Origin of the sequence: Chelativorans sp., assembly GCF_031180965.1 — a bacterium.
GTDB lineage: Bacteria > Pseudomonadota > Alphaproteobacteria > Rhizobiales > Rhizobiaceae > Chelativorans.
The window spans coordinates 1-2,445 of the sequence record NZ_JAPSLH010000060.1; the positions used below are offsets into that span (position 1 = coordinate 1).

At 67.5% G+C, this 2,445-nt stretch carries 3 protein-coding genes; 1 reads left to right on the top strand and 2 read right to left on the bottom strand.

Annotated elements, in window-relative coordinates:
* Both RIN79_RS21460 and RIN79_RS21465 read right to left on the bottom strand, forming a co-directional pair.
* A partial coding sequence (locus RIN79_RS21460) for an aminotransferase class III-fold pyridoxal phosphate-dependent enzyme (RefSeq protein ID WP_375165995.1) occupies positions 1–744 on the bottom strand: 744 nt, incomplete at its 3' end.
* 101 nt (positions 745–845) lie between these two features.
* Complete coding sequence (locus RIN79_RS21465) at positions 846–1,067, bottom strand: heavy-metal-associated domain-containing protein (protein ID WP_309086741.1); 222 nt, start codon at positions 1,065–1,067, stop codon at positions 846–848.
* A gap of 167 nt (positions 1,068–1,234) precedes the next feature.
* Between RIN79_RS21465 and RIN79_RS21470 the strand changes: the two genes are divergently transcribed.
* On the top strand, positions 1,235–2,445 hold a 1,211-nt coding region (locus RIN79_RS21470; RefSeq protein WP_309086742.1), incomplete at its 3' end, for an EAL domain-containing protein.

A 2,445-nucleotide genomic window follows, 5' to 3' on the forward strand; every position in this document is an offset into this window, starting at 1 on the left:
GCGCAGGCGCTTGAGATAGCCCTTCGGCGGCGGCAGGACGCCCGTGGATCCCGCCATCGGCTCGACGATCACGGCCGCGATGGTCGAGGCGTCGTGGAGCGCCACGATGCGCTCCAGCTCGTCTGCCAGATGCGCGCCCCATTCCGGCTCGCCGCGGGAGAAGGCCTGCTCGGCCCGGTTGTAGGTATGCGGCAGGTGGTCGACGCCCGCGAGCAGCGAGCCGAAGAACTGGCGGTTCTTGACGATGCCGCCCACCGAGATGCCGCCGAAGCCGACCCCGTGATAGCCGCGCTCGCGGCCGATGAGGCGCGTCTTGCTCCCCTGGCCCTTCATGTTCCAATAGGCCAGCGCCACCTTGAGCGCCGTGTCCACCGCCTCGGAGCCGGAGTTGCAGAAGAAGACGTGGTTGAGATCGCCCGGCGCGAGCTGGGCAAGGCGCGACGCGAGGGCGAAGCCGCCCGCATGGCCGAACTGGAAGGCCGGCGAATAGTCGAGCTCCTGCGCCTGGGCCTGGATCGCGGCCGTGATCTCGTCCCGGTTATGGCCGGCATTGCAGCACCAGAGGCCGGCGGCACCGTCGATCACTTCCCGGCCGTCGGGGGTGTAGTAGTACATGCCCTTGGCGCGGGCGATCATCCGGGGACGCTGCTTGAAGGAGCGGTTGGCCGTGAACGGAAGCCACCACGCATCCAAATCGTTGGGTGCGATGAGGTCGTTGGCGGCTCTGGATGTCTGTGCGGTCATCATGGTCCCCGAAGTGTCTGGCACAGAGGAACCTATCAGCCGTTTCCGGACGCCGCAAAAAGAACTTTCGGCAAAGCCACGGGCCGGAGGCGACCCTCGGCTTACCCCGTCATGGCGCGGGCTTCATAGCCGGCCGCGTCCAGGGCGCGCGCCACCTCGACGCTTTGAGCCTGGGTCGTGACGTGCACGCGCCCGTGCTCCAGATCCACCTCCACCCTGGCGCCGGGATCGAGGCGTTGAATCGCCCGAGTGACCGAATTGACACATCCCTGGCAAGTCATGCCGTCGACCTGCATCAGCAGATCCTTGCGGGGTTCTTCCATCGATCGACCTCTTTGAAATTCCATCAGGATTCTGCGCAGGCAACGCGCGACTGCGAAAAAATGTCCATTGCGGTAATGCGAAACTTGCCCCGCGATTCGCGCTGATTCATTGTCTGTTAACACACTGATTCGCGCATATTCGCCGAGCCAGGGGAGCGGGGGCACCCATGGTGACGAACAAGAAAAAAATTCCAGTCCTACGGGACAGGAAGGCGGCTCTTCTCGCCTTCACACCAGCCTTTCTGACGACTGCCGCTGCGGCCTCTGTGCCGATGGAGGCGAGCCTTGTCCTGCCGGTTTTCGGCTTCCTGGTCATGGCCGTCTTCTTCGGCCTCGTCGTCCTGTGGTGGCAGGCCGAGACGGAGCGGCAGAATCTGGCCGTGCAGCTCGCGGGCCTCACGCAGGAAGATCAGGCTCCGGCCGCGCCGCTGGTCCTGCGCACGTCCGTCCGGGCAGGCAGCCCGGCGGCCGTTCTGCGCGAGCTGGCGCTGGCGGCCGGCGCGGAGGCGAGCATGGGAAACAGCGCGGCGCCGCTCGCTCTGGCGCAGACCGTCCGCTTCCCCGAGCCGTCCCTGCTGCCTTCCATGCGCAGCCCCTCGACCGAGGAGACCAGCCGCATGCGGCTGGTCACCCAGGCGTTCGAGGCCGACCGGATCGAGCTGCATCTGCAGCCCGTCGTGTCTCTGCCGCACCGCAAGATCCGTTTCTACGAGACGCTGGCGCGGCTGCGCCCGGCAGACGGCACCCTGCTGAGCCCAGCCGAGTTCCTGCCCATCCTCGAGGCGTCCGGCCGCGCGTCGGATTTCGACCGCCGGGTTCTGATCCGCTCCATGGCCATTGCCCGTCACCTCGTGGCCCGCGGCAGCGAGGCCATCGTAGCGGTGAACCTCACGGCCCATTCCATCGCCGAGCCCGGGTTCCTGTGGTCGCTCGCCAGCCTGATCGACGCCAGCCCCGATCTTCTTGGCAAGATCGTCCTGGAAATGCCCCAGCACAGCTGGCGTCACCTCGATGCGGACCACAGGGCGGGGCTCGCCGCGTTGCGCGAGCGGGGCGTGCCGTTCTCCCTCGACCGCGCTGCCGACCTGCGGTTCGATCCCGAGGCGCTGGCCGATCTCGGCATCCGCTTCATGAAGCTGCCGGCCGATCTCATGATCAAGGCCGCCGAGCAGGCGGATGGCCGCTATGCCGGTCCGGAACCTGATGTGCGCGATTTCGCCTCGGCCCTGCGCCGCCAGGGCATCCGGCTCGTCGCCGAGCGGGTGGACGCGGACGACATGGTCCCGGTGCTCTGCGATCTCGGCGTGCCGCTGGCGCAAGGCTTCGCCTTCGCGGCTCCGCGTCCGGTCAAGCCGGAGATCGCCGGCGAGCAGGCGGC

What these genes read in the sequence shown, in the direction of transcription:
- RIN79_RS21465 (WP_309086741.1), bottom strand. Translation starts at nt 1,067, where the DNA reads ATGGAAGAACCCCGCAAGGATCTGCTGATGCAGGTCGACGGCATGACT.